Genomic DNA, 25,123 nt, shown 5'->3' on the forward strand with positions numbered 1-25,123 from the left:
GACCCCGACAGCGGGGCGACGAGCGAGAGCACCGAGGCCGCGGCGCGGGTGCCGGCGCCGGCGCCGGCGCGCCGCGGGACAGGGCCCGCCCGGCTGCACGGAAAGGCCACGGACAGTGCACGGGCAGTGCACCGCGCTTGCCGGTCCTCTCCGGGGGCCTAGGCTCGGGACGGTGAGCGACAACTTGGTCGAACTGCAGCTCGACGAGGCCGGTCTGTCCGGCGACCTGCCCCGGCCCCAGGCCGCAGAGCAGGACGAGATCCAGGACGTGCCCTTCCGGCCGGTGGTGTTCCGCGACGACGACCTCCCGTCGGCGCTGGCCCGCTCGGCGGAGTGGCTGCGCGACGCGCAGGAGTGGCTGGGCGAGCCGCTCGACGTCATCGCGATCCACCTCGACTACGACGACCGGGCCGGGGCGCCGTACTACGAGGTCAAGCTGCTGTGCAACGAGGAGGACCTGGCCGGCGCGCCGCTCGCGAGGCGGCGCGCGGAAGGCAGCTGAGCCGCACGCGGCACGCCCTGGTCGATCGGCGTGAGGGGGCGGGCCGCGCGCCCGGCGTTAGGCTGCGCGCGTGCCCCGCCCCAGTCGCTGGTCGGAGATCCTCGCCGCCGCCGGCGAGGAGTTCCGCGACCGCGGCTACGAGAACGCGACCCTGGAGGGCATCGGCGCCCGGGTCGGGATCCTCAAGGGCAGCATCTACAACTACGTGGGCAGCAAGGAGGAGCTGCTCCTGGCCGTGGTCGAGCAGCCCGCCAAGCAGTTGCTGGCCGAGCTCGAACGCCTGCAGGCCGACACCGGGCAGACCGTCGCGGTACGGCTGCGCGAGCTGATCCGGATGCAGGTGCGGATCTTCGGCGACTTCTACCCGGCGGCCTTCGTGTACCTGCAGCACATCGGCCGGATGACGGCGCCGCGGTTCCACGAGTTCCGGGACATGGACGCCCGCTACATGGCGGCGGTCGAGTCCCTGGTCGCGGAGGGGGCCCGGACCGGCGAGTTCGCGCTGGCCACCGATCCGCGGACGGTCGCGCGAGCGTTGGTCGGGATGCTCGACTGGATGCAGCACTGGTTCGTCCCGCGGGGCGAGGAGGCCGACCGCGCGCTCGCCGACGGCCTCTTCGCGTTCGCGCTCGGCGGGCTCGTCGCCGGCGGCGGCATGGCCGGTCTCGCCCGCTCCTTCCCAGACGAGTCATGAGCGACCGGTTCCGGCTCGACGGCCGGGTCGCGGTCGTCACCGGCGCCTCGTCGGGGCTGGGCCTGCGGTTCGCCCGTGTGCTGGCCGAGGCCGGGGCCGACGTCGTCGTCGGGGCCCGGCGGTCCGACGGGCTCGCGGCCGCGGAGAAGGCCGTCCGGGACGCCGGCCGCCGGTGCGTCGCCCTGCCGACGGACGTCACCGACGACGCGTCGTGCGCCGCCCTGGTCGCCGCGGCCGTCGCGCTCGGCGGGCCGGACGTGCTGGTCAACAACGCCGGCACGGGTTATGCGGCGCGGGCGGAGAAGGACGACCCGGAGCGCGCGGCCCGGCTGCTCGACGTCAACCTCCTCGGCGCGTACCGGATGACGATGCACGCGGGGCGCGCCATGATCGCCGCGGGCCGGGGCGGGGCGATCGTCAACATCGGCTCGGCGCTCGGGCACAGCACCGGGCACCTCCCCGAGGCGGCGTACTCGGCGTCGAAGGCCGGGCTCGCGGGGCTGACCCGCGACCTCGCCGCGCAGTGGTCCGGGCGGCACGGGATCCGGGTCAACGTCCTCGCGCCGGGCTGGTTCGCCTCCGAGATGACCGCGCCACTGCTCGAGCGGGAGGGCGGGGCGGAGGCCCTCGCCGCCCGCACGGCGATGGGGCGGATCGGGCGCGAGGAGGAGCTCGACGGGCCGCTCCTGCTCCTGGCCTCCGCCGCCGGCTCCTACCTGACCGGGACCACCCTGGCGGTCGACGGCGGCTGGAGCATGCACTAGCTGTGCTGGCCGAGGTGCACGGGCAGCCGGGCCAGGCCGCGCGAGAGCAGCACCGGATGCCAGCGCAGCGGCTCGTCGGCGAGCCGGAGTCCGGGGAAGCGCCGCAGCACGGCCGGGATCGCGAGCGAGGCCTCCAGCCGCGCCAGCGGGGCTCCGAGGCAGTAGTGCAACCCGATCCCGAAGCCCAGCTGGCGGCCGGGCCGGCGGGTCACGTCGAAGCGGTCGGGGTCGCCGAACACGGCGGGATCGCGGTTGGCCGCGGCGGGGCAGAGGAACACGCGGTCGCCGCGGCGGAGCACCCGCCCGCCCAGCTCGACGTCCGCGGCCATGATCCGCGCGATGGTCTTGGCCGGGCCGTCGTAGCGCAGGGCCTCCTCGACCGTCCCGGGCGCGTCCGCCGGCGTACCCGGGTGCCGCAGGAGCGCGAGCAGCCCGTTGCCGATGAGGTTCGTGGTGGTTTCGTGGCCCGCGAACAGCAGTAGCACCCCGGTGGAGACGACCTCCTCGTGGGTCAGGGCGTCGCCGGCGTCGCGGGCCCGGATCAGTGCGGTGAGGAGGTCGTCGGCGGGCTCGCGCTCGTGGCGGGCGACCAGCTCACCGAGATAGGCGGTCAGGTCGGCCATCCCGGCGGCACCGTCGGCGTGCCGGTCCGGGTCGCCCATCCCGCCGAACACCAGCCCGGTGATCCGGTCCGACCACTCCTTGAACCGGTCGCGGTCCGACCGGGGCACCCCGAGGAGCTCCGCGACGACGCTCGCGGTGAGCGGGTACGCGTAGTCGCCGATGAGGTCGGCGGGCCCGGAGAGGGCGTCGGACAGGTCGTCGAGCAGCTCGGCGGCGAGCTCGCCGATGCGGGGGCGGACGCGTTCGACGGCGCGCGGCGTGAACGCCCGGCTCAGCAGCCTCCGCAGCCGGGTGTGGTCCGGCGGGTCCTTGAACACCATCCAGTCCTCGAGGACCCCGAACGCCGCGCGCACACCGGGATCGGCGCCCGGGCCGTCCAGCCGGGCGCGCCGGTAGGGCGAGATCCGGTCGGAGGAGAAGCGGGGATCGCGCAGCGCCGCGTCGACGTCGGCGTACCGGGTGACGAACCAGGACCGGTAGCGCTCGCTCCGGTGGACGGGATCGTGCTCGCGCAGCTCGGCGAGCAACGGGTACGGGTCCGCGACGGCCTCAGGGGAGAGGAGGTCCGCCCGCGTGGCCGGCCCCGACGCGGTCACGGGGCCTCCAGCACGGCGACCACGCAGGCGTTGCCGTCGAGCACCGAGACCCCGCCGCCCATCGTCTCGACGAGGCCGAGGCGCGCCCCGTCGACCTGCCGGCCGCCGGCGTCGCCGCGCAGCTGCCACACGATCTCGGCGAGCTGGGCCAGGCCCGTCGCGCCGAGCGGATGACCGCGGGAGAGCAGCCCGCCGGAGGGGTTGACGGGCTGCTCCCCGCCGAGGGCGGTGCGGCCGGCGGCGGCCGCCTTCCCGCCCTCCCCGGGGCCCGCGAGCCCCAGCGCCTCGGTGGTGACGATCTCGCCGACGGTGAAGGCGTCGTGGACCTCGGCGACGTCGACGTCCTCCGGGCCGACGCCCGCGGCCGCGAAGGCCGCCGCGGCCGTGTCCCGCACGACGTCGTACCCCCAGACGTTCGGGGACCGGTGGTTCCAGGGCGCCCCGGAGCGCAGAGCGACCGACCGCACCGTGACCCGCCCGGGGGCGGCGGGCCCGACGATCGCGGCCGCCGCCCCGTCCGAGGTCGGGCAGCACTGGAGGAGCGTGAGCGGGTCGGCGATCGTCCGCGACGCGAGCACCTCTTCGACCGTGTACCGGCCGGCGTACTGGGCGCGGGGGTTGTGCAGGGCGTGCGCATGGTTCTTCACCGACACGGCGGCCAGCTGCTCGGGCGTCACCCGGCCCTCGTGCAGCCAGCGCGCGGCGGCCATGGCGTAGAGCGCGGGCAGGGCCAGCCCGGAACGGCCCTCGGGGTCGGTCGGCTCGGGCGTGATCGCCCCGTCGCCCATCCGCTCGAGGCCGAGCGCGAGCACCCGCCCGTAGCGCCCGGACCGCACGGCCTCGCAGGCCTCGGCGAAGGCGGTGGTGCCGCTGGCGCAGGCGTTCTCCACGGTCAGCACCGGCATGCCGGCCAGGCCCATCGCGCGGAGCACCCGTTGCGCCACCCCGGCCGGACCGAACACGGTCCCGACCCACACGGCGTCGACGGACCGGGACCCGCCGGCCGCGCGGAAGGCCTCGTCGACGGCGGTGAACGCGAGGTCGACCAGGTCCACGCCGGGCTGCCGGCCGAAGTGCGAGGTGCCGACGCCCTCGATCCCGACCCTCATCCGAGGACCTCCACCCGCACGTCGCCGTCGTCGCCGGCCGGGAGCAGGCGTACCCGGGCGCCGATCCGGACCGGGCCGCCGGTGTGCGCCAGGACGCGCGGCCCGTCGTCGAGGTCGACGTAGGCGAGGCCGTACGGCGGGGTCCGGCCGGGCACCGGGATCCGCACGACCGTCGCACTCCACACCGTGCCCTCGGGCCCGAACCGGGCGGGCTCGACCGGCCCGCCGCACGCCGGGCAGGCGGGCCAGGCGAACGCGGCGACCTCGCCGCACGCCGTGCAGCGGCGGCCCTCGACCAGGCCGCCGCCGTCTGCTCCGGCGACGACCCGGGGCCGCGGGTCGGGGGTGCTCACAGCGCTTATGAAACCAAACCCTGGTTCGGCTATCAACGATCGTGGTGGTGGCCGAAGGGCGCGGCGGAGAGCTCTTGACACCCATCGTGGCCCACGACACAGTGATTCGGCCTGCGATCAACAAACCCGTGTTCGTCCTTGATGTCGTGTACCGGGTGTCATGCCTGCACCCGGTCCCGACCGGACCTGCGAGAGGACCCGACCGATGAAGTTCGGCTTCTTCACCATGCCCGAGCACCCGCCGCGCGAGAACTGGACGCTGTCCTACGACCGTGACATCGCGGGAATCGTGGAGGCGGAGCGGCTGGGCTTCCACGAGTACTGGATCGGCGAGCACCACACGGGCGGCTACGAGAACGTCCCGGTGCCGGAGTTCATGATCGCCAAGGCGTCGGCGGTGACCCACCGGATCCGGCTGGGGACGGGCGTGATCAACCTGCCCTACCAGGACCCGTTCATGGTCGCCGAGCGGATGGCCTTCCTGGACCACCTCACCCACGGCCGGCTCGAGTACGGCTTCGGCGGCGGCGGGCTGCCCACGGACAAGGCGCTGTTCGGGCTCGAGCCCTCCGAGGCCTCGCCGCGGACGAACGAGGCGCTGGAGATCATCTGGCAGCTGCTCACCTCGGACGATCCGGTCACCTACGAGGGCGTGTACTGGAAGTACGAGAACCGGCAGCTGCAGGTCGGGCCGTACCAGGACGTGCCGCCGTTCGCGATCGCCGGCCTGACCGGGGTGCACAACTACGCCAAGTGCGGTGAGCGGGGCTGGAAGCCGCTGTCGGTGCACTTCGCGCCGACCGACAACGGCACCTACCAGGACGCACCGGACCTCAAGGCGATGGGCGCGGCCATGCTCGACGCGGGGGCCCGCGCCGGGATCGACCCCGCCGTGACCAGGGACAACTGGCGGATCGTGCGCGAGGTCTACGTGACCGACGACAAGGACCAGGCGCTGCGCGACATCCGCGAGGGCGTGAAGCTCTCCTACGACTACCTGTTCGGGCTGGGTCTCGGCGCGCTGATGAAGATCGGCGACGGGATGACCGACGCCGACCTCACGCTGGACTGGATGGTCGACAACATCCCGTGGATCATCGGCAGCCCCGAGGACTGCGTGCGGCAGATCAAGGAGCTCGAGGAGGAGGTCGGCGGCTTCGGCACGTTGCTGATCAACTGCCGGGACTGGGTGACCACGGACAAGTGGAACCGGTCGCTGGAGATGTTCGCCCGGTACGTCATGCCGCACTTCACGAAGCGGGAGCGGCTGGCACGCCGGCAGAAGCTGGCGAACGTCGCGCTCGGCATCGCCTGATGCAGGCGGGGCTGTCCGCGCCCGTCCCGGAGCTCGCCGGCCGCACCGTGCTCGTCACGGGCGGCGGCAGCGGGATCGGCAAGGGGATCACGGCGGCGGTGCTGGAGAAGGGGGCGAACGTCGTCGTCCTCGAGATCGAGCCCGCGAACATCAAGGCCGCGTCGGCGGAGCTCGGGGGCGGCGACAGGATCGCCTGGCACGAGGGCTCGGTGTGCGTGGCCGCGGACGTCGAGGCGGCGTTCGCGCTGGCCGCCGAGCGGTTCGGCGTGGTCGACCACCTGGTCAACAACGCCGGCACCGCCACGGTCGCGCTCGTCGAGGACACGACGGAGGAGGACTGGGACCTCATCGTCGACACCCTGCTGAAGGGGACGTTCCTGTGCACGCGGGCGTTCGCGCGGCAGCTGCTGGCGGACGGCGCGCCCCGCTCGATCGTCAACATCTCCTCGCTCAACGCCGTCGCGGCGACGGACGGGATGGGGAGCTACTGCGCGGCGAAGGCCGGGGTCAAGAGCTTCACCGAGGTCTGTGCGGGAGAGCTCGGCCGGCGCGGCGTCCGCGTCAACGCGATCGGGCCCGGCCTGGTCAACACCCCGCTTGGCGAGGGCTTCTCCGTCGGGCAGATCGGGCAGGAGTTCACCGACCGGACCCTGGTGGCGGACAAGCGGAACCAGGAGCCGTCGGACATCGCCGACGTGGCGTTGTTCCTGATGTCCCCTGCGGCGCAGCGGATCACGGGACACTTCGTCCCGGTCGACGGGGGCCAGCACGTCCGCGGCCTGCACTCGTACTGGGACGTGGCCGAGGCGCAGGGCCTTGTCGGGAGGCCGGGCTGAGTGGAGCTCGCCGAACGAACGATGGTGCCGAGCGGTGCGCGCGACGCTGGGTGAGGAGTTCGAGGCCGCCCTGCGGCGGCACCGGGCGCGGACGGCGGTCGAGGCCGGCGGGCGAAGCTGGACCTACGGCGACCTCGACCGCTGGTCCGCGGCGGTGGCGGACCAGCTCCGGGCCGTCGGCGTGCGTCCGGGCGACGCGGTGGCCCTCTACCTGGGCAACTGCGTCGAGTTCGTGGTCGCGGACCTCGCGGTGGCGCGGGTGGGCGCGGTGAAGGTGCCCGTCAACACGTTGCTGCCCGAGGCCACGGTCGCGCACATCGTGAAGGCGGCCCGGGTGCGGGCGCTGGTGCTCGGCACCGGTGTCGCGGCCGTCGGCGAGCGGGCGGGGGCGGGCCTGCCGACCCTGTGGGTCGACGACGGCGGTGGGCCGGCGGCGGGGGAGACCCTGGCCGGTCCCGGCGACGTCGCCGTGCCGGCGCCCGGGATCGGGCCCACGGACCGCGCCGCGATCTACTTCACCGGCGGCACCACCGGGCTGCCGAAGGGGGTCGTGCACACCCAGGCCTCGGCCGTCGCGGTGCAGTACGCCCAGATCCTCGAGGCCGAGCTCGCCCAGGACGAGCGGCTGCTGCTCATGACCCCGCTCGCGCACGCCGCCGGGCTGTTCGCGCAGTCCGCGCTGGTCCGGGGCGCGACGGTCGTGATCGAGCCGGGCTTCGACGCCGGCCGCGCCCTCGACCTGCTGCGCGACCGGGGGGTCACCTGGACGTTCCTCGTGCCGACGATGATCTACCGGTTGCTCGACCTGGCCCGGGACCGGGAGGACCTGCCGTTGCGCACGGTCGTCTACGGGGCCGCGCCGATCGCGCCGTCCCGGTTGGCGCGGGCGCTGGAGGTGTTCGGGCCGGTGTTCGTGCAGCTCTTCGGCCAGACCGAGTGCCCGAACTGGGGCACCCGGCTGGCCAAGCACGACCACGACCCCGCCCGGCCGGAGCTGCTCGGTTCGTGCGGGCAGGCGTCGATCATGGCGGACGTCCGGGTCGTCGACGACGCCGGCGCGCCCCTCCCACCCGGCGCGACGGGGGAGGTCTGCCTCCGGGCGCCGTACACGCTCGAGTCCTACCTGGGCGACCCGGGGGCCACCGCGGCGAAGTTCCTGCCCGGCGGCTGGATCCGCACCGGCGACGTCGGGCTCCTCGACGAGGGCGGTTACCTGCACCTGCGGGACCGCAAGGCGGACATGGTGATCAGCGGCGGGATGAACGTCTACTGCCGCGACGTCGAGGACGTCCTGGCCCGGCACCCGGCCGTCGCGCGGGTGGCGGTGATCGGGGTGCCGCACGAGGACTGGGGCGAGGCGGTGCACGCCGTGGTCGTGCCGCGACCGGGCTTCTCCCCGGAGGAGCTGCTCGGGTGGTCGCGGGGCGAGCTGGCCGGCTACGCCCGTCCCAAGTCCGTCGAGGTCGTCGCGGACCTGCCGGAGACGCCGTTCGGGAAGATCGACAAGAAGGTCCTGCGCGCGCCGCACTGGGCGGGCCGGGACCGGGCCATCGGCTGAGGAGCGACCATGACCGGCCCCCGTTCCGTGCGGACCGACGCCCGCGGCTTCCCCCGGTTCTGGGACGAGGAGCGCGAGACCATCGACCCGGCCAAGCGGGACGCCCTGATCCTCGACCGGGTCCAGCACCAGCTCCGGTACGCGTACGCCGAGCTGCCCTTCTACCGCCGCCACTACGACGAGCACGGCTTCCACCCCGACCAGGTCCGGTCGCTCGAGGACTTCACCACGAAGGTCCCGGTGATCACCAAGAAGATGCTGGTGGCGGACCAGGCCGCGCACCCGCCGTTCGGCAGCTACGCCCGTGACCTGCCACCCGGCGGGATCGCCCGGATCCACGGGTCGTCCGGCACCTCGGGGGTGCCGACCCTGTACGCGGTGTCCAAGGCGGACTGGGAGCGCGCGGGCGAGGTCCACGCGATGGCGCAGTGGTGCGCCGGGGTCCGGCCCGACGACGTCGTCCAGGTCGGGTTCCCGTTCGGGCTGTTCTTCGGCGGCTGGGGCGTGGTGCAGGGCGCCGAGCGGATCGGCGCCACCCTCTTCCCGATCGGGATCACCGACTCGCAGAAGCACCTGGAGCTGATCGGGCGGCTCGGGTCGACGGTGTTCAGCGCGACGCCGTCGTACTGCATCCACCTGCTGTCCGTCGCCGAGGACCTGGGGATCGACCTGCGGCGGTCCACGATCCGTCACCTTCTCGTGGGCGGGGAGCCCGGCGGCGCCCTGCCCGGCACCCGGAAGATCATCGAGGAGGGCTGGGGCGCGATCGCCGCCGACGCCGGCTCGACGTCGGAGATGTACCCGTTCCAGACCAGCGTCGGCTGCGAGGCGGGCACCGGGACCCACCTCTACACCGACGAGGTCCTCACCGAGGTCGTGTCCTCGGAGGACCTGAACGTGCCCGTCCCCGTCGGCGAGCGCGGTGCCGTCGTCTACACCCACCTCTGGCGCGACTCGCAGCCCATGATCCGCTTCGCCCCCGGGGACGAGACCTACCTCGCCACCGATCCCTGCCCCTGCGGCCGGACCTACCCCCGGATGCCGGAGGGCGTGCTCGGGCGGCTCGACGACATGTTGGTGATCCGGGGCGCCAACGTCTTCCCCAGCGCCGTCGAGACCGCCCTGCGCTCGGTGGCCGGGCTCGGCCCGGAGTTCCGCATCCGGGTCCGCAAGGAGGGCGCCCTCGACGAGATGACCGTCGAGGCCGAGGGCGACGCCTCGCTGCAGGGCCCCACCGAGGAGGCGCTCAAGCGGGTGCTCGGGATCCGGGTCCCCGCCGTCCTCCTGGCCCCCGGCACCCTCCCCGAAACCACCTTCAAGGCCCGCCGGGTGGTCGACGAGCGCTGAGGGAGCTGGTCCACGGGGATCTCACGGAGAGATCAGAGGTCACCAGGAACACCTTCCACCGGCCGAAGCGGGCGATCAGCGCGCCTGCGACGGTCGACGAGACCAGGGGGCCGGCGACCATCGGCAGGCCCGTCAGCCCGGCGGCGGTGGGGAGTAGCCCTGCGCGATCTGGTGGCCTCGGCGATGTCCTCCACGCTCACGTGGTCGACCCCGCGCTCCGCCGCCAACCGCGGCGCCGCCGCGGACAGCGCCGCCCGCGTCTGCTGCTTCTTCCGCTCGCGTCGCCGGGGTCCGGCCGTGTTCACGGCATCACGGGACGCACGATCGTGCAGAGCGTGCAACTTTGCACGGCTGCAGGTTTCCGGGGGGAACCGGTCCGGAAGTCCGTATCAGGTCCGAGATCGACCTGCTCCCACTCCGAACGGACAGGGCGCCCGGATCGCCGGGCCGAGCGAGCCAGTTCCGCCAGCCGCACAACCTGTTCGCCCGCTTCCGGCAGGTCTGCGACGAGGAGCTGCCCGAGGTGGTCGGGCTGCTGGAGAAGGCGGGCTGCGTGTGGGTCGACTACCTCGCCGCGGCCCCGCCGACGCTGACCGACCGGACCCCGCGACCGGGCGACGAGGACCTGCAGTTCGTCACGGGACGCCGGCCGGTGGTCGAGGCGGTCCTCGCCGAGCTCGCCGGGACCGAGCCGGGGGTCGAGGTGCGGCGCGGCACGAAGGTCGCCGCGGTGGCGACCGGGGCGTCGGCGCTCGGCGGGGTCCCGCACGTCACCGGGGTGGTCACGACGGTGGGAGAGATGCTGCCGGCCGATCTTGTTGTCGACGCGACGGGCCGGCGGACCCGGGCGGCGTCGTGGCTGGCCGCGGTGGGGGCGCGGCCACCCCGCGAGGAGTCCGAGGACCGCGGCTTCGTGTACTACACGCGGTTCTTCCGGGGCGACTCCCCGCCGCGGCTGCGCGGCCGGGCGATCACGCCGATGGGCAGCATCTCCCTGCCCTCCAGCGGCACGCCAACGACGTCCTGCCGGCGCCGCCCGGGCCGGACCGGACCCGGCTCCTGGAGCTGCTCGCGGCCTGAAGCGGAGTGCGCAGTTCCCGTGCCGTGGCGCGCCACCGCCTCCCGGTCGACCACCTGTTCGCTGCTGCCGGCGCGGTAGAGGTCGCGGTCCGCGTCGGCCATCGACAGCGCGAGCCGCTCGACACGGGCACACCCTGCTTCTGCACAGACCATCGCGGACCTCGAGGACCGGCTGGTCGTCGGCGACCGGGCCCGCGAGCGCACCGACGACGCCGCCGGCAGGCCGACGACGCCCGCCGGCAGGCCGACGACGCGCCGATCCTGACGTCAGGTGCGCGGGCGCCGGCGCTCCGGCCGGGTGATCGCGAGCCGTTCGTGCTCGGAGAGCCCGCCCCACACGCCGTAGGGCTCGTCGACGGCGAGGGCGTGCCGGCGGCACTCGTCGAGTACGGGGCAGCCGCGGCAGATCTGCTTCGCCCGGGTCTCGCGGCGCGTGCCGGACGGGCGGCCCGGGAAAGCCGCCCGTCCGGCGTGCGCGTCACCCGTTGGCGGCCTTCGCGGCGTCGACCTCGGTGTCCGCGGACGCGGAGCGCAGCGTGCCGTCGGCGTTCTCGAGGTGCGCTCGGACGAACCACTGGTACTGCTCGAGCTCGCCGCCCTGGGCGATGAGCATGTCCTGGGTGATCGGGTCGAGCTCCTCGGTCTTCTCGATCGCGGCCCGGTGGTCCTCGATCACCCCGGTGTAGACCAGGTCGAGGGCGCCGAGGTGGGCGATCGCGTCGTTGCGGCCGATCGAGTAGTCGTCCCAGCTGCGCTGGGCGACCAGGGCGCCGGGGGTGCCGCACGGGGAGCCGCCGAGGGTGGCGATCCGCTCCGCGACGTCGTCGACCATCGCGCGGACGCCGTCCACCTGCGGGTCGAGCATGGTGTGCACGGCGATGAAGTTCGGCCCGACCACGTTCCAGTGCACGTGCTTGAGCGTCAGTGCGAGGTCGTTGAGGGCGTTGAGCCGGTCCTGCAGGAGGGTGACGACCTCGCCGGCCTGGTCGGTCTTCATGCCGGGGACGGTGTAGTTGATCTGCTGGCGGGACTCGGTGCTGGTCATGGTGTCCTTCCTGTCGTGCCGGATCACGGTGGTCCACATCACGGCGGTCCACCCGGGGGATAGGTCGTGGAAGCGCCGCTCAAACGTGGTCCTGGGCGGATCCGGGCCGGACCGGGCCGCGCAGGACGTCGTCCGCCACGAGCGTGGCCCGGTACCCGGCGAGCAGCAGGATGTGGAGCAGGTAGAGCCACAGCGCCAGGACGGACACGGCCCCGACGATCGGGAGCCCGCCGAACGGCGCCGACCACTCGATCGGGATGGCGAGGAACAGCAGGAAGCCCTGCAGGAACCCGGCGAGGACGGACCCGGTGCCGAAGCCGCCGAGCAGCAGCGCCCGCCCCCCGATCCGGCCGGGGCCGACGAGCCGGAACACCAGCACCAGGGCCACCGACACGGTCACCCACACGACGTGGAAGGCGACGACGACGCCCAGCACGAGCCACCAGCCGCCGCGCACGTAGAGCGGGGCGACCAGCGGGGAGGCGGCGAGCACGGCGAGCACGAGCACGGGGGCGACCACCGCCAGCGCGAGCAGGCCCAGCCGCCCCCGCCAGCCGGTGAAGCGGTCCCGCGCGGGGGAGAGCTGCAGGAACGCCCGGCGCAGCCCCTCGCCGTAGAGGCTCGCCGGGAACAGCGCGACGAGCGTCTGCCACCAGGACATGGCCGACGCCGTTGCGGTGAGCGTGCGCAGCGCCGCCGGCGTGCCGTGCCCGCCCGGGAGCCCGGAGATCGCCGTGTCCATGCCGCTCCGCAGGGCGTCGGGCCCGACCAGCACCCCCGCGACCCGAAGCGACACGAGCGCGAGCGGGACCAGGCCGAGCAGGCCGAAGAACGTCGCCCCGGCGGCCCACAGGGCGACGTCGCTGCCGGGGAAGGACCGGGTCGTCTCGCGCAGGAGGGCCCGCGGGCTGCGGTCGGGGCTCATCGGCCGCTCCCGCGGCGGGCGCGGGCCGCCCGGCGGTGCGAGGCTGAGGCCGTGGAGGAGCCTCGGACGGACGCCGCGGGATGGTCCGCCCTGCACGCGGGCGTGCAGCCGTCGGCGGTCGTGCGGGGATGGCTGCGGCTGGTGCAGCGCCTCGCCGCGGGCCCGGTCGGGCGCGTGCCCCCGGACGTGTTGTCGCTGGTCGGTGTGCTGGCTGTGGCCGGGGCATGGGGCGCCGCCGCGGCGGGCGGGCGGTGGCCGCTGCTCGCGGCGGTGCTCGCGGCGGCCGCCGGGATCCTCGACGGGCTCGACGGCGCGGTGGCCCTGCGCACCGGCCGGGCGCGGCCGCTCGGGGCGGTGGTCGACGCCGCGGCGGACCGGGTCGGCGACCTCCTGCTGGCGGCGGTGCTGGTGGCGCTGGGCGCGCCCCTCGGGTGGGCGGTGGCGGCCGCGGCGCTGGTGCTGCTGCACGAGTACGTCCGGGCGCGGGCGCAGTCCGTCGGCATGCCGGGGGTCGGGGCGGTGACGGTCGCGGAGCGGCCGACGCGCGTGATCGTCGTGGCGGTGGCCGCCCTGGGCGCGGGGGCGCTGCCCACGGGCACGCCGCTCACCGGCTGGGACTGGGCCACGGTGCTCGTGGTCGCGTGGACGGTCGTGGGCGTGGTGGGGTTGCTCCAGCTGCTGGTGGGGATCCGGCGGGCGATCCCACGGGAGTTCCCGCCGGGCCGATGAGCCCAGCGGTGATCTCGGCGGAGAGCAGCACGAGCGGGAGCCCGCCGCCGGGATGCGCCGAGCCCCCGACCAGGTAGAGCCCGGGGACGGACGAGCGGTTGGCCGGGCGGCGCAGGGCGGCCCGCGGACCGTGGGAGGCGGTGCCGTAGATGGCGCCGCCGGGCGCGCCGGCCTCGCGTTCGAGGTCCGCCGGCGTGCGGATGTCCTGCACACGGATCCGGTCCCGGACGTCCGTGCCCCGCGCTGCCAGGGTGGCGAGGACGTGGTCGGCGTAGCGCTCGCGCAGCCCCGGCGCGTCCCAGTCGACGCCGCGGACCGGGTCGTGGACGGGTGCGTTGACCAGCACGAACCAGCCCTCGCTCGCGTCGTCGGGGCACAGGGCGGGGTCGGCCGGGGCGTGCACGTAGATCGTCGGGTCGGGGACCGGGTGCGGCCGGCGGCCGAAGATCGCGTCGAACTCCGCGTCGTAGTCCTCGGGGAACCAGACCCGGTGCGCGGGGCCGGGCTCCCGGTTCCCCAGCCCCAGCAGCAGGACGAAACCGGCCAGCGAGCGCGGGGTGCGGCGCAGGTCCCGCCGGGCCCGCCGCGCGGTCCCGGCCGGGAGCAGCCGCTCGTGGAGGAGGGAGGCGTCGGCGTTGCAGACCACGACGTCGGCCGGCACCGCGCGGCCGCCGACCCGCACGCCTCGCACCGCGCCGTCGGCGACGGTCACCGCCTCGACCTCCGACCCGAGGTGGACGGCCACGCCGAGCTCCCGGCACCGGCCGAGGAGCGCGTCGGCGATCTGCCGCAGACCGCCGCGGACGTACCAGCCGCCGAACCGCTGCTCGACGTACGGCGTGACCGACAGCACCGCGGGGGTGCGGCGGAAATCGGAGCCGGAGTAGGTCGCGTACCGGGCGAACCAGGTGCGCAGCCGCGGGTCCGGCAGCAGCGTGCGGCCCAGCCCGGCCAGGGTGCGCCAGGGCGCCACCGCCCGCAGGTCCTGCAGCCGCGCGGACATCCGCAGCAGCGTGCGCAGGTCGAGCGGGCGACGGAGCACGGCGTCGCCGACGAGCTCCCACAGCGGCCCGGACCGCTCGTACAGCGCCTGCCAGGCCGCGCCCGTGCCGGGCCCGAGCGCGGCGTCGAGGGCGGCCGGCACGGCGGCGGGATCGTGCGGCATGTCGAGGCGGGTGCCGTCGGCGAAGGTGTAGGCGCACACCGGGTCCACCGGCTCGACGACCAGCCCGGACGGGCCGCCGGTGGCCGCGAACACGTCCTCGAGCACCGCGGGCAGGGTGAGCAGCGAGGGCCCGGTGTCGAACGTGAAGCCGCCGACCTCGGCGACGCCGAGCTTGCCGCCATGGGTGTCGGCGCGCTCGTGCAGGGCCACCTCGTGGCCCAGCGCCGCGAGCCGCGCCGCCGCGGCCAGCCCGCCGACACCGGCTCCGACGACGACCACCCGGCTCACCGGTCCGGCCTCACAGGGTGCGGCCCTTCCAGGTCAACGTGCCGGCCCTGCGGCCGGCCCACGAGGAGGCGAGCAGCCCGAGCAGCGCGGCGATCGAGAGGGGATGGGCGGCGGCGTCGGGCCAGGCACGGGCGCCGGTCCGCCGGGCGGCGAGCACCCGGCTCGCGACGCCGGCGGCGTACCCCAGCGCCCCCGCCCGCGAGCCGGCCAGGGCCGCGGCCGCGGGCAGGACGTAGACCAGCGCGAGCAGCGCGGCCACGGCGGCCGCGCCCGGAGCGGGCCCGAACGCGGCCCACAGCGACTTGCGGTAGCCCGCGGCGAGCTGCCGCCCGTCGTCGTACATCCGGCAGGTGGCCAGCGCGGACCCGTCGGCGACGCCGGTCCGGCCGCCGGTGCGCCGGACCGCGCGGGCCAGCGCGATGTCGTCGAGCACGGCGCCGGCCACCGCCTCCCAGCCGCCCGCCCGCGCGAGCGCCGCCGCCTCGACCAGCAGGAACTGCCCGTTCGCCGCGACCATCGACGGCCGCCCCGAGCGCTCGGCCACCCGCAGGGGCAGCGTGACCAGCCAGGACCACCCGAGCAACGGCTGCACCAGCCGGGCCGCGACGCCCTCGGCGACCTGCCGCGGCCAGGGGCAGAGCAGGTCGAGCGGGCCGGGACCGCGGAGCACGGCGACGGCGGCGGCGACCGCACGCGGGGCGAGCACGACGTCGGCGTCGACGAACACCAGGATCTCGCCGCGCGCCGCCGCGGCCAGCTGGGCGCAGGCGTGCGGCTTGCCGAGCCGGCCGGGCGGGGGCGGGGTGCCGGTGAGCACCCGCAGCCGGGGATCGCCGCCGGCCGCCGCCCGGACGGCCGCGGCGGTGCCGTCGGTCGAGCCGTCGTCGAGCACGAGGATCTCCGCGTCGGCCAGCCCGGTCTGGGCGACCAGGGAGCGGATCGTGGGACCGATGCGGCGGGCCTCGTCGCGGGCCGGTACCAGCAGCGAGACGGGCGCGGCGACCGGCGGGGGCGCGGCGGGCGGGGTGCGCAGGAGCCGCTGGTTGCGGAGCTGGTGCAGGGTCCCGAGCACGGCCAGCGCGGACCCGGCGACGGCCGCGGCCCGGAGCGGTCCCGGAAGGCGCGCGGCGGTCACGGCCGAACCCTAGGAGCCACCGGCCGGGCCCGCACGTCGATCGCGCGGGGCGGGCGATCGACTCGCGGGAGCGCCGGACTCGCGGGAGGGTCGGAGCAGCCCGGGTGCCCCGCACCCGTTCCCTGCCCCTGGAAGGACGACGCGTGCTCCGAACCGCTCCCTCCGTACGCGGGCGCGCGCCCGGCCTGACCTGGACGCTCGTCGCGGGCGCGGTGCTCGTCCAGATCGCCTACCCGCTCGTCCCCGAGGCGTTGCGCACGCAGGTGACCGTGCTGTCCGTCGTCGTGTTCGCGGCCGCCTCGCTGCGCGACGCCACCCGCCTGCACGGCCCCCGCGGGGGCCTGCTGCTCCTCGCCGTGGCCGGCGGGGGCGGGCTGCTGGCCGAGGCCGTCGGGCTGCGCACCGGCGTCCCGTTCGGCGCCTACGCCTACACCGGTACCCTGGGGCCCGAGCTGCTCGACGTGCCCCTGGTGGTGCCGCTGGCCTGGACGATGATGGCCTGGCCCGCGCTCGTCGTCGGGCGGACGCTGGCCCGGTCGCGGGTGGGCGTCGTCGCCGTCGGGGCCCCCGCGCTCGCCGCCTGGGACCTCTTCCTCGACCCGCAGATGGTCGACGCGGGGCACTGGCGCTGGCTGGACCCCGGACCCGGGCTGCCGCTGGTCCCCGGGATCCCGTTCACCAACTACGCGGGCTGGCTGCTGGTGTCCGCGTTGGTGGTCGCCGCGCTGCACGTCGTCCTGCCCGCGCACGACCGGCCGTCGGGCCCGGCCACCGCGCTCTACCTGTGGGTCTACGGCTCCTCGGTGCTCGCCCACCTGGTCTTCTTCGGCCTGCCGGGCTCGGCGCTGGTGGGCGGGGTCCTGATGGGGGCGGTCGCGCTCCCGTTCGCTCGCGCGGCCCTGCCGACGTTCCCGGGCGTCCGGCGGGAGGCCCGGCCGTGACCGACCCCCTGACGAGCCGGGCCGCCCCGCTGCGGATGCGCCGGCGCCGCCTGGTCGCGCCCGACCCGGCCCTGCCGCGGGAGGTGCCGCCCGGCACCGAAACCGTGGTCGTCGGGGCGGGGGTGGCCGGCGTCAGCGCCGCGCTGGTGCTCGCGGAGCGCGGGGTGCGGGTGACGCTGCTGGAGGCCGCGGAGCACCTCGGGGGTCGGCTCGGCGCGTGGCCGGAGGTGCTGCCCGACGACTCCGAGCAGGTCGTCGAGCACGGGTTCCACGCGTTCTTCCGGCACTACTACACGTGGCGCGCGGTGCTGGCACGGATCGACCCCGGGCTGCGGTTCCTCGCCCCCGTCGGCGGCTACCCGGTGATCTCCCGGCGGTGGCCGGACGAGGACCTCTCGGGCCTGCCCGCCGCGCCACCGCTGAACCTGCTCATGCTGGTCCTGCGGTCGAAGAGCCTGAGCTGGCGGGACCTGGCGGGCGCCGACCCGGACGCCGGGCGGGCCCTGCTCGCCTACGACCGCGCGACGACGACCGCGGAGCTCGACGGGGTCGACGCCGCCGCCTTCCTCGACCGGCTCGGGATGTCCGAGCGCACCCGCGGGATGTTGTTCGAGGCGTTCGCCCGGTCCTTCTTCTGCGACCAGGAGGGCCTCTCCGCGGCCGAGCTGGTCGCGATGTTCCACTACTACTTCCTGGGCAACCCGCAGGGCATCGGCTTCGACGCCCCGGTCACCGACCACCGGACCGCGATCTGGGACCCGCTCGCCCGATACCTGCGCGCGCACGGGGCCGAGGTGCGGACCGGCAGCCGGGCCGTCCGCCTCGTCCCGGCGGGCCAGGGCTGGCGGGTGGAGACCGTCCGCGGCGAGCTGGCCACGCGCCACGTCGTGCTGGCCCTCGATCCCGCCGGGCTGCGCGACCTGCTCGCCGTGTCGCCCGCGGCGGCGGCGTCGGCCCCGCGGCTGGCGGCGCAGTGCGCCGGCCTGCGCACGGCCCCGCCCTTCGCGGTGACCCGGCTGTGGCTCGACCGCGACGTCGCGCCGGAGCGCGCGGTGTTCAGCGCCGTCAGCGGCGAGCGGACGCTCGACTCCATCACGGTGTACTCGCGGCTGGAGGCGCCGTCGGCGGAGTGGGCGGCGCGGACCGGCGGATCGGTCGTCGAGCTGCACTCGTACGCCTGCCCGGAGCCCGACGCCAAGGCCGCGACCGAGGCGATGCACGCCGAGCTCCTCGGGCTCTGGCCGGAGGTCCGCGCGGCCGAGGTCCGGCACGTCCACCAGCGGCACGAGGCCACGGCCCCGGCCTTCCCGCCCGGGACGGCCGGGACCCGCCCGGGCGTGCGCACCGACGCCCGCGGGGTGCGGGTGGCCGGGGACTTCGTCGAGCTGCCCTTCCTCGCCGGGCTCATGGAGCGGGCGGCGCTGTCCGGGGTGCTCGCGGCCAACGACGTCCTCGCCGAGGCGGGCGCCGCCGCCGAACCGGTCGACGGCGTCCCGCAGCGGGGGCTGCTCGCAGGCGTGCCCCGGATCCGGCGTTGAACTACCGCCCGTCCTCGGCGAGGGTGTCGGCCGCCTCCGCGCCCCGCTCGCCCATCGGCATCGGCTCGCCCTGCGTGGTGTCGCGGGCGGTCTGCCGCTCGCTCTCGGCGTTGATCTCGGCGCCCAGCAGCACGATGTAGCTGGTCAGGTAGAGCCACAGCATGAGCACGATGACACCCGCGAGCGCGCCGTAGGTCTTGTTGTAGCTGCCGAAGTTGTTCACGTAGAGGCTGAACGCGACGCTGCCGACGATCCACAGCACCGTCGCGACGAGGGCACCGGCGCTGGTCCAGGTGAACCGCGGCGCGTCCCGGTCGGGAGCGACCCGGTAGACCACCGCGAGCGCCACCACGACGAGCGCGACCAGCAGCGCCCAGCGCACCACCTGCGCCACGACCAGGCCGACGCCGCCCAGCCCGAGCGCGTCGAAGACCACCGGGACCACGGCCACGAGCGCGACGGCGAGCAGCACGAACACGACGGCGCCGAGGGTCAGCGCCAGGGCGGTGCCGCGGAGCTTGAGGAAGCCACGGCTCTCGTCCTCGTCGTAGGCCAGGTTGGTGGCCTTGATGAGGTTCATCGTGCCGCCCGACGCGCTCCACAGCGCGGCCAGGACCGACACGACCAGCCCGATGCCCAGCGCCTGGTCGCTGCTGCTCGCGACCGAGTTGAGCTGGTCGGTGATGATCGGGCGGGCGGTCTCGGGCAGGGCGGAGGCGAGGTCGTTGACCTGGGCCGCGACCTGCGCCGGATCCGCGACCAGCCCGTACAGCGTCAGCGCCGCGATCATCGCGGGGAACAGGGCCAGGAAGGCGGCGAACGCGACCCCGCCCGCCAGGATCGGGACATTGTCGGACTTCGCCTCCGCCCAGGCCCGCTTCAGCACCTGCACCCAGCCGCGCGGCGGGATCTGCACCGGGGTTCGTGCCTCCCGGCCCGGGGGCGGTGCGTTCCGCTCCCGGTGCCCGTCCCGGGCGGCCCTCGACATCGTGTCCGTTCGGCTCGTCATGCCCGGCGGGATGCCCCGCCGACGAGCCGGTGAACCGTGCCGCCCGGTGGGTCGTCAGCGCGCCTTCGCCGGCGTCGTCGTGTCCAGCGGGACGTGCTGCGCCCGGACCATGCCGAGCGCGACCGCCTGACGGGGCAGGACGGCGTCGAGCAGCCAGTCCGTGGCGACCCGGATCCGGTTTCCCGGCATCGAGAGCAGGTGGTAGCCGCGCGTGACCGCGGTGGCGGGCAGCCCGGACAGCGGTACGCCCAGCGGGTTGGCGGCCGCGTCGACGCCGCCGAGCTCGACCACGAACCCGAGGTCGCTGTGCTTGTACGCCCGCGGCGTGCCGTACCCGAGCGACGCCGCCACGTTGCGGGCGGCGAGGGCACCCTGGCGCGTGGCGTGCTGCGCGGTCATCGCGGTGGCCGACCCGGGCCGGGTGACGTCCGGGACCGCGGCCACGTCCCCGCAGGCCACCACCTCCGGGTGCCCGGCCAGGGCCAGGTCCGTCCCGACGACGAGCCGGCCACGCTCGTTCGGCAGGCCCAGGTCCTCGACGAGCGGATCGGGCCGCACGCCGACGCACCAGATCAGGGTGTGCGTCGGGACCTCCTCGTCGGAGCCGGTGAGGCCCACGCACTTCGGCAGCGCCTCGGCCACCGACTGGCCCATCCGGACGTCGACGCCCCGCTCGCGCAGCACCTTGTCGGCCGTGCGCGAGAGGCGCTCGTCGAGCTCCGGCAGGACCCGTTCGGCGATGTCGAGCAGCATCCAGCGCACCGGCGTGTCGCGCAGCGACGGGTAGTCCTTCGCCAGCTCCGCGGTGAACGCGGCCCCCTGCGCGGCCACCTCCGTGCCGGTGTAGCCGGCGCCGACCACCACGAACGTGCAGCGCGAGGCCTTCTCGGCCGGGTCGGCCGTCGTGGCCGCCAGCTCGATCTGCCGGGTGAGGTGGTCGCGCAGGTAGAGCGCCTCCGGCAGCCCGCGGAAGCCGTGCGCGTACTCGGCCACCCCGGGCACCGGGAGCAGCTTGTTGACGCTGCCGACCGCGAGGACGAGCCGGTCGTAGGACAGGTGCCCGGTCCCGCCCTCCTGGTCCGTCCAGGTCACGGTGCGGGCGTCCACGTCGATGTGCCGCACCTCGCCGACCACGATCTCGGCCCCGCGCAGCGACTGGACCAGTGGCACCGCGATCCGCCGCGGCTCGAGCGTGCCGACCGCGACCTCGGGCAGCAGCGGGAGGTAGAGGAAGTGGTCGTTCTGGTCGATCACGGTGACCCGGGCGCGGCCGCGCAGCCGCCGCAGCAGGCCCTTCGCGGCCGTGTGCCCGGCGAACCCGGCGCCGACCACCACGACGTGCGGCAGGTCCTCGCGGGGCCCCGGGGGCGGCTGCCTCCGGACCTTGCGCCACACGTCCGCGATCGCCATCTGCTCCTCCGCTCGGTCGTGTCCCCGGTCACCCCGCCTCTACCCGACCATCCCGGGTCCGACACGGCAAGCGGGTGCGGTCATCCCCCGGACCGTTCGGCGCCGGCGGGTGTGAGGGCCGCCACCGTCCGAAATACGGAGGAGCCTCCGCTCCTTGTGCGGGACGGCAGACTTGCCGATCCTCGAGAAGGTGGAGACATGTTGGTCTGGTTCGTCACCGGTGCATCCCGCGGCTTCGGGCGCGAGTGGACGATCGCGGCGCTGGAGCGCGGCGACGCGGTCGCCGCCACGGCGCGCGACGCGTCCACACTGGACGACCTGGTCACGAAGTACGGCGACAGGATCCTGCCGCTGACCCTCGACGTCGACGACCGGGAGGCCGACTTCGCCGCGGTGGCGAAGGCGCACGAGCACTTCGGCCGGCTCGACGTGGTGGTGAACAACGCCGGCTACGGGCAGTTCGGCATGATCGAGGAGCTCTCCGAGCAGGAGGCCCGCGCGCAGATCGAGACGAACGTGTTCGGCGCGCTCTGGGTCACCCAGGCGGCGCTGCCGTTCCTGCGGGCGCAGGGGTCCGGGCACATCCTGCAGGTCAGCTCGATCGGCGGGATCTCGGCGTTCCCGAACATCGGGATCTACAACGCGTCCAAGTGGGCCCTCGAGGGCTTCAGCCAGGCCCTCGCCCAGGAGGTCGCGGACTTCGGCGTCCACGTGACGCTGATCGAGCCGGGCGGCTTCGACACCGACTGGGGCGGCGCCTCGGCCAAGCACGCCACGCAGAACCCGGCGTACGACGAGTTCCGGGTCAAGGCCGCGGAACAGCGGAGGTCCCGCACCGCGAAGTCCGGCGACCCGGCGGCGTCCAGCGCCGCGGTCCTGAAGCTGGTCGACTCCGAGAACCCGCCGCTGCGGGCCTTCTTCGGCGAGGCGCCCCTGAGCATCGCGGAGGCGGACTACGAGCGCCGGCTCGCGTCGTGGCGCGAGTACCAGCCGCTCGCGGTCGAGGCCGGCGGCCGGGGCTGAGGGCTCCGGTCGCTCGGGGCCCGGTCGTCGAGGGCGGGGTCGCTCAGGGCGGGACGCCGTCGGCGCCCCGCCCGGGGCCGGTCCGCAGCGCGCGCAGGTTCCAGCGCCCCTGTTCCCCGGCCAGCACGGCCACCGACAGCGGGTCGACGTCGATGCGCCACACCGCCGTCGCCGGCGCGCCGAGCGCGTGGGCGAGGGCGGCCCGCACCACGGCGGGGTCGACCACGGCGAGCAGCCCGCCCTGCCGGTGCGGCACCGCCCGCAGCCACGCGCCGATCCGCCCGACGAAGGCGGTCATCGACTCCCCGCCGTGCGGCACGGCGTCGGGGTCGGTGAGCCAGCGGGTCAGGCCGTCCGGGTCCGCGGCGGCGACGTCGTCGAGCGCCCGGCCGGCCCAGGTGCCGTGGTCGAGGCCGGTGAGCCCGGCGTCGACGGCGGCGGGCAGGCCCAGTGCGTCGGCCGTCTGCCGGCAGCGCAGCGACGGGGCGCAGCGGACCTCCTCGTAGCGGGGGAGGTCCGGGACGTCGAGCTCGCTCGCCTCGAGCCCCTCGTCGTCGGCGAACCCGGACCGCCGGGTGGCCGCCGTGGCGGCGTGGGCCAGCAGCACGAGTCGCACGGGTTCCAGTGTGGACCGGGCCGGGCGTCGTCGCCGTCCCAGGGGTCGGCGGCGCACGCCTCCCGTGGCCACGACCCTGCCGGCGAGTGTGAGCCGGATCAGCGCGGCGAGCGGCGCCCGTTGCGAGGTTTGTCGGTCTGCCCCGATGACGCTCCACACGGGAGCGACGAAGGAGATCGACGAGGACCGCCGAGACAGCGGCGGCTCCGCAGGCGGGCCGCTCCTGGCGTAGCGTGCTCGCGTGCTGACGCGAGGCGCGGTGCTGCGCGAGGTCCCGGGCAGGTTCGAGGTCGTCGAGCTCGAGGTCGACGACCCCCGGCCGGGCGAGATCCGGGTGAAGATGGTGGCGAGCGGGCTCTGCCACTCCGACGACCACCACGCCACCGGCGACCAGAAGGTGGGCATCCTGCCGTTCGCCGGCGGGCACGAGGGGGCCGGGATCGTCGAGTCCGTCGGGCCGGGGACGACCGGCTTCGCCGAGGGTGACCACGTCGTGTTCTCGTTCCTGCCCGCCTGCGGCCGGTGCCGGTGGTGCGCGCACGGCATGCAGAACCTCTGCGACCTCGGGGCCTCCCTGGCGACCAACGCGCGCTGGGAGGACCCGACGTCGTTCCGGCTCGCCCTCGACGGGAAGCCGGTCGGGCAGATGTGCGGGCTGTCGACCTTCTGCGAGTACACGACGGTCTCCACCGCCTCGGCGGTCAAGGTCGACCCGTCGATCCCGCTGGAGATCGCGTGCCTGACCGGCTGCGGAGTGGGCACCGGCTGGGGTGCGGCCGTCAACTCCGCCGAGGTGCGGCCCGGCCAGGTCGTGATCGTGATGGGGATCGGCGGGATCGGGATCAACGCGGTGCAGGGCGCGGCGCACGCCGGCGCGTCCGCGGTGATCGCCGTCGACCCCGTCGCGTTCAAGCGGGAGTCCGCGCTCGGGCTCGGCGCGACGCACGCCGTCGAGGACATCCGCGAGGCGGCCGAGATCGGCCGTTCCCTGACCAACGGCCAGGGGGCGGACGCGTCGATCGTCACCGTCGGGGTGACCCGCGGCGCGCACGTGGGGCAGGCGCTGCGCGCGGTGCGCAAGGGCGGGACCTGCGTGGTCGTCGGGCTGGGCGACGTGCGCAGCCGCGAGGGCGACATCCCGCTGATGGAGCTGACGCTCTACCAGAAGCGGCTGCAGGGCTCGCTGTTCGGCGCCAGCGCCCCGACCGCGGACATCCCCGCGCAGCTGGAGCTCTACCGCCGGGGCGCGCTCAAGCTCGACGAGCTGATCACCACCCGGTACACGCTCGACGAGGTCGCCACCGGCTTCGACGACATGCACGCCGGCCGCAACCTGCGCGGCGTGATCGTCTTCTGAACACCTACGCCGCGGCGGCGGGCAGCCCCGTCGCCGCGGCCAGCTCGTCGAACACCGCGATGTTCAGCTCGAACGCGCGGACCGCCTCGTCCGCGGCCCGGCGCTGCTCGATCTCGTCGAACGGGGCGCCGTCGAGCAGGGCGCGGTAGCGGGCACGGAACTTCGACGGGCTGCCGAGCGCGGAGAAGTCGTAGAACAGCGCGCCCGGGCCGGTGACGCCGTAGGCGCGCTCCAGGATCTTGCCCACGACCTGGCCGCCGGCGAGATCACCCAGGTAGCGGGTGTAGTGGTGGGCCACGAAGACCGGCGCGTCGGTGGCGGCCTCGCGCAGCCGGGCCACGTAGGCCCCGGTCGCGGGCAGGACTCGCGGCGCGTCGACCGAACCGCCGAGGGCCGGGACGTCCCGGCGCAGGGCGGGCAGCCGGCGCAGCTCCTCGATCACGAAGGGCCCGGCGGCCGGGTCGGCGGCCAGCGCGTCGCCCACCGCCTCGAGGGCGCCGTAGATCGCGAGGTACTGCTCGGCGAGCAGGGTGTACGCGGCGAGCGGGAGGCGCCCGTCGAGCAGGGCGGCCATGTAGGTGGAGCGGTGGGCACGCTCGTGGACCTCGGCCGTGGCCTGTCGCAGAGCCGTGGAGAGCTCGCCCATGCCGTTCCTCCCGCATCTTCCTGACGCCGTGTCAGAAAGATGCTAGAGCAGCCGGCGGACTGAGGCTAGCCTAAGTCCGAGGGTCGGACCATGCCCAGCACGATCCGCACGGCGGCCTCGACCGACCCGGCCAGCTCCTCCGGCGGCACGTCGACGATCTGCCGGGCGGACAGCGCCGCGCCGATCATCGCGACGAGGACGGCCGGGTCCTCGGCGGCCATCTCGCCCGCCTCGATCCCCTCCCGCACGATCCGGGCCAGCCGGTCGCCGATCGGGTCCGCGTGCGCCGCGATCCGCCGGTAGGCCTCGGGATCGAGGGCCCCGGCCAGGCCCCGGCCCGGCGGGAGGTGGAACTCCGCGAGCCGGTGCAGCTGCAGCCGGGCGAAGACGGCGAGCCGGTCGGTGGGGGTGGCCGCCGTGGCGAGCGCGCGCTCGAGGTCGGCGACGTACCGGTCCGCCTCGTGCTCCACGAACGCCACGAGCAGCGCCTGCCGGTCGGGGAAGTGGTTGTAGATCGA

Annotated in this window: 24 protein-coding genes and 2 pseudogenes; 13 read left to right on the forward strand and 13 right to left on the reverse strand. The window is 75.2% G+C overall.

All coding sequences use genetic code 11. The features are described 5' to 3' along the window. Positions 1-172 precede the first annotated feature (172 nt). The 3 genes from LWC35_RS24880 (at position 173) to LWC35_RS24890 (ending at position 1,960) form a co-directional block, all read left to right on the forward strand. On the forward strand, positions 173-502 hold the full coding sequence (locus tag LWC35_RS24880; protein ID WP_232872663.1) for a hypothetical protein: 330 nt from the start codon (positions 173-175) through the stop codon (positions 500-502). A 70-nt stretch (positions 503-572) separates the two neighbouring features. Next, positions 573-1,196, forward strand: coding sequence for a TetR/AcrR family transcriptional regulator (locus LWC35_RS24885; protein ID WP_232872664.1), 624 nt, complete (start codon positions 573-575; stop codon positions 1,194-1,196). Beyond that, positions 1,193-1,960, forward strand: a complete 768-nt coding sequence (locus LWC35_RS24890) for an SDR family NAD(P)-dependent oxidoreductase (protein WP_232872665.1) — start codon at positions 1,193-1,195, stop codon at positions 1,958-1,960. Before LWC35_RS24885 ends, LWC35_RS24890 begins: the two co-directional genes overlap by 4 nt. On the opposite strand, the gene LWC35_RS24895 is transcribed toward LWC35_RS24890, so the two are convergent. Genes LWC35_RS24895 through LWC35_RS24905 form a run of 3 tightly spaced genes read right to left on the reverse strand, consistent with a single transcriptional unit; the run spans position 1,957 to position 4,642 of the window. After that, positions 1,957-3,180 (reverse strand): cytochrome P450, encoded by a 1,224-nt coding sequence (locus LWC35_RS24895; protein ID WP_232872666.1) that lies wholly within the window; start codon positions 3,178-3,180, stop codon positions 1,957-1,959. The two genes, LWC35_RS24890 and LWC35_RS24895, sit on opposite strands and share 4 nt — an antisense overlap. After that, positions 3,177-4,289, reverse strand: a complete 1,113-nt coding sequence (locus LWC35_RS24900; RefSeq protein ID WP_232872667.1) for a thiolase family protein — start codon at positions 4,287-4,289, stop codon at positions 3,177-3,179. The genes LWC35_RS24895 and LWC35_RS24900 overlap by 4 nt, the downstream gene beginning before the upstream one ends. Next, positions 4,286-4,642 (reverse strand): Zn-ribbon domain-containing OB-fold protein, encoded by a 357-nt coding sequence (locus LWC35_RS24905; RefSeq protein WP_232872668.1) that lies wholly within the window; start codon positions 4,640-4,642, stop codon positions 4,286-4,288. The genes LWC35_RS24900 and LWC35_RS24905 overlap by 4 nt, the downstream gene beginning before the upstream one ends. A gap of 205 nt (positions 4,643-4,847) precedes the next feature. Between LWC35_RS24905 and LWC35_RS24910 the strand changes: the two genes are divergently transcribed. The 5 genes from LWC35_RS24910 to LWC35_RS24935 all read left to right on the forward strand — a co-directional run bounded on the left by LWC35_RS24910 (position 4,848) and on the right by LWC35_RS24935 (position 10,857). After that, positions 4,848-5,957, forward strand: coding sequence for an LLM class flavin-dependent oxidoreductase (locus tag LWC35_RS24910; protein WP_232872669.1), 1,110 nt, complete (start codon positions 4,848-4,850; stop codon positions 5,955-5,957). Next, the gene (locus LWC35_RS24915; protein WP_232872670.1) at positions 5,957-6,793 is read left to right on the forward strand and encodes an SDR family NAD(P)-dependent oxidoreductase; all 837 of its coding nucleotides are present in this window, start codon (positions 5,957-5,959) and stop codon (positions 6,791-6,793) included. Before LWC35_RS24910 ends, LWC35_RS24915 begins: the two co-directional genes overlap by 1 nt. 34 nt (positions 6,794-6,827) lie before the next feature. Then, on the forward strand, positions 6,828-8,351 hold the full coding sequence (locus LWC35_RS24920) for an AMP-binding protein (protein WP_232872671.1): 1,524 nt from the start codon (positions 6,828-6,830) through the stop codon (positions 8,349-8,351). Between the two features lie 9 nt (positions 8,352-8,360). Further along, on the forward strand, positions 8,361-9,698 hold the full coding sequence (locus LWC35_RS24925; protein ID WP_232872672.1) for a phenylacetate--CoA ligase family protein: 1,338 nt from the start codon (positions 8,361-8,363) through the stop codon (positions 9,696-9,698). A 523-nt stretch (positions 9,699-10,221) separates the two neighbouring features. Continuing rightward, the gene (locus LWC35_RS24935) at positions 10,222-10,857 is read left to right on the forward strand and encodes an NAD(P)/FAD-dependent oxidoreductase (protein WP_232872673.1); all 636 of its coding nucleotides are present in this window, start codon (positions 10,222-10,224) and stop codon (positions 10,855-10,857) included. Between the two features lie 188 nt (positions 10,858-11,045). On the opposite strand, the pseudogene LWC35_RS24940 reads toward LWC35_RS24935, so the two are convergent. The 3 genes and pseudogenes from LWC35_RS24940 to LWC35_RS24950 form a co-directional block, all read right to left on the reverse strand. Then, positions 11,046-11,222, reverse strand: a pseudogene (locus tag LWC35_RS24940) (WhiB family transcriptional regulator); the annotation flags it as partial. A 34-nt stretch (positions 11,223-11,256) separates the two neighbouring features. Then, a complete protein-coding gene (locus LWC35_RS24945; protein ID WP_232872674.1) occupies positions 11,257-11,823 on the reverse strand; it encodes a Dps family protein in 567 nt (188 codons plus the stop codon). 79 nt (positions 11,824-11,902) lie between these two features. Beyond that, on the reverse strand, positions 11,903-12,748 hold the full coding sequence (locus LWC35_RS24950; protein WP_232872675.1) for a YhjD/YihY/BrkB family envelope integrity protein: 846 nt from the start codon (positions 12,746-12,748) through the stop codon (positions 11,903-11,905). Positions 12,749-12,961: 213 nt separating this feature from the next. Here LWC35_RS24950 and LWC35_RS40455 point away from each other — a divergent pair. Continuing rightward, positions 12,962-13,303 (forward strand): annotated as a pseudogene (locus LWC35_RS40455) (CDP-alcohol phosphatidyltransferase family protein); the annotation flags it as partial. 49 nt (positions 13,304-13,352) lie between these two features. On the opposite strand, the gene LWC35_RS24955 reads toward LWC35_RS40455, so the two are convergent. Together LWC35_RS24955 and LWC35_RS24960 are read right to left on the reverse strand one after the other, a co-directional pair. After that, positions 13,353-14,930 (reverse strand): phytoene desaturase family protein, encoded by a 1,578-nt coding sequence (locus LWC35_RS24955; RefSeq protein WP_232872676.1) that lies wholly within the window; start codon positions 14,928-14,930, stop codon positions 13,353-13,355. A 10-nt stretch (positions 14,931-14,940) separates the two neighbouring features. After that, positions 14,941-16,065 carry a glycosyltransferase family 2 protein gene (locus tag LWC35_RS24960; protein ID WP_232872677.1) on the reverse strand — a complete coding sequence of 375 codons (1,125 nt, stop codon included), beginning with the start codon at positions 16,063-16,065 and terminating at the stop codon, positions 14,941-14,943. Between the two features lie 143 nt (positions 16,066-16,208). Here LWC35_RS24960 and LWC35_RS24965 point away from each other — a divergent pair, with 143 nt between their 5' ends. Beyond that, positions 16,209-17,006: a carotenoid biosynthesis protein gene (locus LWC35_RS24965; protein ID WP_232872678.1), complete on the forward strand. Its 798-nt coding sequence runs from the start codon at positions 16,209-16,211 to the stop codon at positions 17,004-17,006. Further along, on the forward strand, positions 17,003-18,544 hold the full coding sequence (locus LWC35_RS24970; protein ID WP_232872679.1) for an FAD-dependent oxidoreductase: 1,542 nt from the start codon (positions 17,003-17,005) through the stop codon (positions 18,542-18,544). The genes LWC35_RS24965 and LWC35_RS24970 overlap by 4 nt, the downstream gene beginning before the upstream one ends. Before the next feature lies 1 nt (position 18,545). Here the strand turns inward: LWC35_RS24970 and LWC35_RS24975 are convergent, their stop codons facing one another. Together LWC35_RS24975 and LWC35_RS24980 are read right to left on the reverse strand one after the other, a co-directional pair. After that, entirely contained in the window at positions 18,546-19,553 is a 1,008-nt protein-coding gene (locus LWC35_RS24975; protein WP_232872680.1) for a YihY/virulence factor BrkB family protein, read from the reverse strand. 54 nt (positions 19,554-19,607) lie between these two features. Next, the gene (locus LWC35_RS24980; RefSeq protein ID WP_232872681.1) at positions 19,608-20,963 is read right to left on the reverse strand and encodes an NAD(P)/FAD-dependent oxidoreductase; all 1,356 of its coding nucleotides are present in this window, start codon (positions 20,961-20,963) and stop codon (positions 19,608-19,610) included. A gap of 198 nt (positions 20,964-21,161) precedes the next feature. Between LWC35_RS24980 and LWC35_RS24985 the strand changes: the two genes are divergently transcribed. Continuing rightward, positions 21,162-21,986 (forward strand): SDR family oxidoreductase, encoded by an 825-nt coding sequence (locus tag LWC35_RS24985; protein WP_232872682.1) that lies wholly within the window; start codon positions 21,162-21,164, stop codon positions 21,984-21,986. Between the two features lie 43 nt (positions 21,987-22,029). Here the strand turns inward: LWC35_RS24985 and LWC35_RS24990 are convergent, their stop codons facing one another. Beyond that, positions 22,030-22,602: a histidine phosphatase family protein gene (locus LWC35_RS24990; protein ID WP_232872683.1), complete on the reverse strand. Its 573-nt coding sequence runs from the start codon at positions 22,600-22,602 to the stop codon at positions 22,030-22,032. A gap of 241 nt (positions 22,603-22,843) precedes the next feature. Here LWC35_RS24990 and LWC35_RS24995 point away from each other — a divergent pair, with 241 nt between their 5' ends. After that, complete coding sequence (locus tag LWC35_RS24995; RefSeq protein WP_232872684.1) at positions 22,844-23,959, forward strand: NDMA-dependent alcohol dehydrogenase; 1,116 nt, start codon at positions 22,844-22,846, stop codon at positions 23,957-23,959. A gap of 4 nt (positions 23,960-23,963) precedes the next feature. Here LWC35_RS24995 and LWC35_RS25000 read toward each other — a convergent pair whose 3' ends face one another. Both LWC35_RS25000 and LWC35_RS25005 read right to left on the reverse strand, forming a co-directional pair. Further along, positions 23,964-24,605, reverse strand: a complete 642-nt coding sequence (locus tag LWC35_RS25000) for a biliverdin-producing heme oxygenase (protein WP_232872685.1) — start codon at positions 24,603-24,605, stop codon at positions 23,964-23,966. 65 nt (positions 24,606-24,670) lie between these two features. After that, on the reverse strand, positions 24,671-25,123 hold a 453-nt coding region (locus LWC35_RS25005; protein WP_232872686.1), incomplete at its 5' end, for a TetR-type transcription factor C-terminal domain-containing protein.

This window comes from Pseudonocardia kujensis (genome assembly GCF_021283305.1).
Lineage (GTDB): Bacteria > Actinomycetota > Actinomycetes > Mycobacteriales > Pseudonocardiaceae > Pseudonocardia > Pseudonocardia kujensis.